Origin of the sequence: Saccharomonospora iraqiensis subsp. iraqiensis, assembly GCF_000430445.1 — a bacterium.
In the GTDB taxonomy this organism is placed as follows: Bacteria; Actinomycetota; Actinomycetes; order Mycobacteriales; family Pseudonocardiaceae; genus Saccharomonospora; species Saccharomonospora iraqiensis.
The window spans coordinates 26,649-32,148 of sequence record NZ_KE387083.1; the positions used below are offsets into that span (position 1 = coordinate 26,649).

Annotated in this window: 4 protein-coding genes; all 4 read left to right on the forward strand. The window is 72.8% G+C overall.

Going from position 1 to position 5,500, the window contains the following annotated elements:
• The first annotated feature begins 76 nt into the window (after positions 1 to 76).
• The gene (gene glgP / locus ACTIR_RS0109690) at positions 77 to 2,632 is read left to right on the forward strand and encodes an alpha-glucan family phosphorylase (RefSeq protein ID WP_026454116.1); all 2,556 of its coding nucleotides are present in this window, start codon (positions 77 to 79) and stop codon (positions 2,630 to 2,632) included.
• 52 nt (positions 2,633 to 2,684) lie between these two features.
• On the forward strand, positions 2,685 to 3,506 hold the full coding sequence (locus ACTIR_RS0109695) for an ABC transporter ATP-binding protein (RefSeq protein WP_026454117.1): 822 nt from the start codon (positions 2,685 to 2,687) through the stop codon (positions 3,504 to 3,506).
• 98 nt (positions 3,507 to 3,604) lie between these two features.
• Positions 3,605 to 4,384, forward strand: a complete 780-nt coding sequence (locus ACTIR_RS0109700; RefSeq protein ID WP_026454118.1) for an enoyl-CoA hydratase/isomerase family protein — start codon at positions 3,605 to 3,607, stop codon at positions 4,382 to 4,384.
• Between the two features lies 1 nt (position 4,385).
• Positions 4,386 to 5,405 carry a class I SAM-dependent methyltransferase gene (locus ACTIR_RS0109705; protein ID WP_199285596.1) on the forward strand — a complete coding sequence of 340 codons (1,020 nt, stop codon included), beginning with the start codon at positions 4,386 to 4,388 and terminating at the stop codon, positions 5,403 to 5,405.
• Positions 5,406 to 5,500: the final 95 nt, after the last annotated feature.

Consider the following 5,500-nt stretch of genomic DNA (forward strand, 5'->3'; position numbering starts at 1 on the left):
GGCGCTTTCCCGCCTCCGCCCGCGGAACGGTCGGCGTCCGGCGGCCGGGCACCGCCCGGCGTTAGGGTCGATCTTCATGAGAGCTGTCCGCCGGTTCACCGTGCACGCGCGCGTCCCCGAGGAGCTGACCGGGCTGACGGAGCTGGCCACGAACCTGCGGTGGACGTGGCACCCGCCGACCCGGGACCTGTTCGCCTCCATGGACGACGCGCTGTTCCGGCGGATCCGGGACCCGCTGCGCATGCTCGCCGAACTCCCGGCCGCGCGGCTGGACGAACTCGCCGGAGACGAGAACTTCCTCGCCCGGACCCGGCGGATCAGCGGGGATCTGCGGCGGTACCTGTCCGAACCGCGCTGGTACCAGCGCAGGGCGGCGGAGGCGGGGGACGGGGAACGGTTCCCGGGCGCGGTCGCGTACTTCTCCATGGAGTTCGGTGTGCACGAGGCGCTGCCGAACTACTCCGGAGGGCTGGGGGTGCTCGCGGGCGATCATCTCAAGGCCGCCTCCGACCTCGGTGTCCCGATGATCGGGGTCGGCCCGCTGTACCGGGCGGGGTATTTCCGGCAGTCGTTGTCCCTGGACGGGTGGCAGGTCGAGCACTACCCGGTGATCGATCCGAGCGGGCTGCCCCTGGAACAGCTCACCGACCACGCGGGGGAACCCGTGATGATCCACACGGCCATGCCGGGCGGCCGGGAGCTGCTGGCCCAGGTGTGGCTGGCGCGGGTGGGCCGGGTGCCGCTGCTGTTGCTGGACACCGATGTGGACGGCAACGACGACGACCTGCGCGGGGTGACCGACCGGCTCTACGGCGGCGACGCCGACCACCGCATCCGGCAGGAGATCCTGGCGGGCATCGGCGGGATGCGGGCGGTGCGCCGGTACTGCGACCTGACCGGGCACCCGCAGCCCGAGGTCTTCCACACCAACGAGGGCCACGCCGGCTTCCTCGGTCTGGAACGGATCCGTGAGGTGCTGGAGAGCTCCGGACCCGGCTTCGACGAGGCGCTGTCGGCCGTGCGGGCGGGCACGGTGTTCACCAGCCACACCCCGGTCTCCGCGGGGATCGACAAGTTCGGCACCGATCTGGTCCGGCACTACTTCGGCGACGGGCGACTGCTGCCCGGGGTGCCGTTCGACCGGGTGCTCGCGCTCGGCGCGGAGGACGACCCCGCACGGTTCAACATGGCGCACATGGGGTTGCGGCTGGCCCAGCGCGCCAACGGCGTCTCGGCCCTGCACGGCCGCGTGTCCCGGCGGATGTTCACCCGGCTGTGGCCGGGTTTCGACACCGACGAGGTCCCGATCTCCTCGGTGACCAACGGGGTGCACGGCCCGACCTGGGTGGCGCGGGAGATGAGTGCACTGCTCGGCGGCAGCGACGAGGAGTGGGGGCACGACGGGGACGTCAGCGGGATCGACCCCCGGGTGACCGACGAGCAGCTGTGGGCGCTGCGCCGGGAGTTGCGCGAGAACCTGGTCCACGAGGTGCGCAGGCGCGCCCGGGAGGCCTGGCTGCAGCGGGGCGCCTCGGCCCTCGAACTGAACTGGACCGACCGGATCTTCGACCCGGACGTGCTCACCGTCGGTTTCGCCCGCCGGGTGCCGACCTACAAGCGGCTCACCCTGATGCTGCGCGATCCGGACCGGTTGCGTGCGCTGCTGCTCGACTCCGACCGGCCGATCCAGATCGTGGTCGCGGGCAAGTCCCACCCGGCGGACGAGGGCGGCAAGGCGCTGATCCAGCAGATCGTGCGGTTCGTCGACGACCCCGCCGTGCGGGAGCGGATCGTGTTCCTGCCCGACTACGGCATGTCCATGGCCCGGTACCTGTACCGGGGGTGCGACGTCTGGCTGAACAACCCCACCCGGCCGCTGGAGGCCTGCGGCACCTCGGGCATGAAGGCGGCCCTCAACGGGGGGCTCAACCTGTCCGTCCGGGACGGCTGGTGGGACGAGTTCTACGACGGCAGCAACGGGTGGGCCATCCCCACCGCCGACGGCGTCACCGACCCCCTGATGCGGGACGACCTGGAGGCCGCGGCGCTGTACGACCTGCTCGGCCAGCAGATCGCCCCGCTGTTCTACGACCGCGACGAGTCGGGTGTGCCGCGCGGGTGGCTGTCGATGGTGTGGCACACCCTGCGCACCCTCGGCCCGGAGGTGCAGGCCTCGCGGATGGTGCGGGAGTACGTCGAGTCGTCGTACCGGCCTGCGGCCACCACGGTGGCCGCGGCGGCGGAGGAGGGCTACGCGGGTGCCCGGTCGCTGGCGGACTACCGGCGGCGGGTGGACCGGTGCTGGCCGCAGGTGCGGGTGCTGGCCACGGACCTGTCCGTGCAGGGCAGCGAGTCCCCCGTGGTGGGCACCCCGGTCCGGGTGAGCGCGCGGGTCGATCTGGCGGAGCTGTCCGAGTCGGAGGTCGAGGTCCAGGCCGTGGTCGGTCGGGTCGGCGACACCGACGACCTGCACGACGTGACCACCGTGCCGATGAGCCCGCAGTCCGGCGGCGAGTTCGCCACCACCGTGCCGCTGCCGTTCGCGGGCTCGCTCGGCTACACCGTGCGGGTCCTGCCGCGGCATCCGCTGCTGGCCGATCCCGCCGAACTCGGCAGGGTGGTGCTGGCGTGAGGCCGCCCGCGCGTGCGGCCCCGTGCCGGATCCGGGGACACCGTCGGCGACAATGACCCGTGTGAACGACGTGGCGGTCCCGGAGAACCTTGCCGATCTCGTGATCCACATGGCCGGTGTCGGGGTCCGGCGCGGCGGCAACGCGCTGCTCGCCGAGCTCGACTGGGCGGTGGAGCTGGACGAACGGTGGGTCGTGCTCGGTCCGAACGGCGCGGGCAAGACCACCCTGCTCAAGCTGGCCGCCGCCGAACTGCATCCGACGACGGGCGCGGTCCACGTGCTGGGCGAACGCCTCGGCCGGGTCGACGTCTTCGACCTGCGCACCCGGATCGGCTTCACCTCGGCGGCGCTGAACGGCCGGGTGCCGTCCGACGAGAAGGTGCGCGACGTCGTGCTGAGTGCGGGCTACGCCGTGCTCGGGCGCTGGCGGGAGGACTACGACGGCGTCGACACCGCGCGTGCGGACGAACTGCTGGCCGCGCTCGGCATCGGCCATCTCGGCGACCGCACCTACGGCACCCTGTCCGAGGGGGAACGCAAGCGCACGCTCGTCGCGCGGTCGCTGATGACCGACCCCGAGCTGCTGCTGCTCGACGAACCCGCGGCGGGGCTGGACCTCGGGGGCCGGGAGGACCTGGTGGCGCGGCTGTCCGCGCTGGCACTGGACCCGGACGCGCCCGCGATGACGCTGGTCACCCACCACGTGGAGGAGATCCCGCCCGGATTCACCCACGCCCTGCTGCTGTCCGGGGGACGTGCCGTGGCGTCCGGGCTCATCGACGACGTCCTGACCGGGGAGAACCTGTCCGAGACCTTCGGTCAGGACCTGGAGCTGCACCGGTCGGGGGACAGGTACTTCGCCCGTCGTCGCTGACCGGGCCTACCGATGGGTAACCTCACCGTGGGGCACCCGTGGCCGACCGAGGTACCCGCGCCCGGGAGGTGCGGGCACGTGAACGAAGGAGGATGGCGTTGGGCGAGTTCGTACGTCTCGAGGTCGAGGGCGGCGTCGGCACGATCCGGCTGGACCGGCCGCCGGTCAACGCGCTGAACGACCGGGTGCAGGCGGAGCTGGCGGAGGCCGCGCAGGAGGCCGCCGACCGGGACGACGTCCGTGCCGTCGTGCTCTACGGCGGGGAGAAGACCTTCGCCGGGGGTGCGGACATCAAGGAGATGGCCGGGCGTTCCTACGCCGAGATGACCCGGTTCGGCGCGGCGCTGCAGGACTCGCTGACCCGGCTCGCCGAGCTGCCCAAGCCCACGGTGGCCGCCGTGACCGGGTACGCGCTGGGGGGCGGGCTCGAACTGGCGCTGACCGCGGACCGGCGGGTGGTCGGGGACAACGTGAAGGTCGGCCAGCCCGAGATCCAGCTCGGCATCATCCCCGGCGGGGGCGGCACCCAGCGCCTCGCCCGGCTGATCGGGCCGAGCCGCGCCAAGGACCTGGTCTACACGGGACGGTTCGTCAAGGCCGAGGAGGCCGCCTCGATCGGGCTCGTGGACGAGGTCGTGGCCCCGGACGACGTCTACGCCGCCGCGCACCGGTGGGCGGCCCAGTTCGTGAACGGCCCCGCCCTGGCGCTGCGCGCGGCCAAGGCCGCCATCGACGGCGGGCTCGACACGGACCTGCGCAACGGCCTGAAGCTGGAGACGCACCTGTTCACCGCGCTCTGGGCCACCGAGGACCAGAGCAGGGGCATGGAGTCGTTCATCGAGAACGGTCCCGGCAAGGCGACCTTCGAGGGGAAGTGACGTGGCGGGACCGTCCGACCCCACGGTGACCGGCCCGGGTGTCACCAGGCCGGCGGGGGACCCGGCGCCGAACCCGCACGCGAGCGCCGAGGAGGTCGAGGCCGCCTACGCCGACCCCAAGCTGGCCAACGTGCTCTACCACGACTGGGAGGCGGGCACCTACGACGAGAAGTGGTCCATCTCCTACGACGAGCGGTGCATCAGCTACGCGACCGACGTCTTCGACGCGGTCGCGGGGCGCCCGGACACGCCCTACGGCACCGCGATGGAGCTCGGCAGCGGGACCGGGTTCTTCCTGCTCAACCTGATGCAGGGTGGGGTGGCCTCGACGGGGTCGGTGACCGACCTCTCGCCGGGCATGGTGGAGGTCGCCCTGCGCAACGCCGCGCGCCTCGGCCTCGACGTGGACGGCCGGGTGGCCGACGCGGAGCGGGTGCCGTACGACGACGACACCTTCGACCTCGTGGTCGGGCACGCCGTGCTGCACCACATCCCGGACGTGCGGGCGGCGATGCGCGAGGTGCTGCGGGTGCTCAAGCCCGGCGGCCGGTTCGTCTTCGCCGGGGAGCCGACCCGGATCGGCGACTTCTACGCCCGCAGGCTCGGGCAGCTCACCTGGTGGCTGACCACCACGCTCACCAAGCTGCCCGCCCTGCGCGGCTGGCGGCGGCCCCAGGCGGAACTGGACGAGTCGTCCCGCGCCGCGGCGCTGGAGGCGGTGGTGGACCTGCACACGTTCGACCCGTCCGAGCTGGAACGCACCGCCCGCGCGGCGGGGGCGGCGGACGTGCGGGCGGTCACCGACGAGTTCAGCGCGGCCCTTGTCGGCTGGCCGGTCCGCACCTTCGAGGCGGCCGTCCCGGACGAGAAGCTGACCCTGCGCTGGCGGTTGTTCGCCTACCACGCCTGGCTGCGACTGTCCGCTGTGGACCGCAAGCTGCTGTCCCGGGTGCTGCCGCGGGAGCTGTTCTACAACGTGATGATCACCGGCACGAAGCCGTCCGCGCCGACGGCTCCGTAGGTGCGGCCGTGGCGTACGCCTTCTCGCTCGACGACGTCGCGTTCCTGCGCTCGCCGCGGGGCGGGGAGGCGCTCGCGGCCTGTGCCGACCTGCCG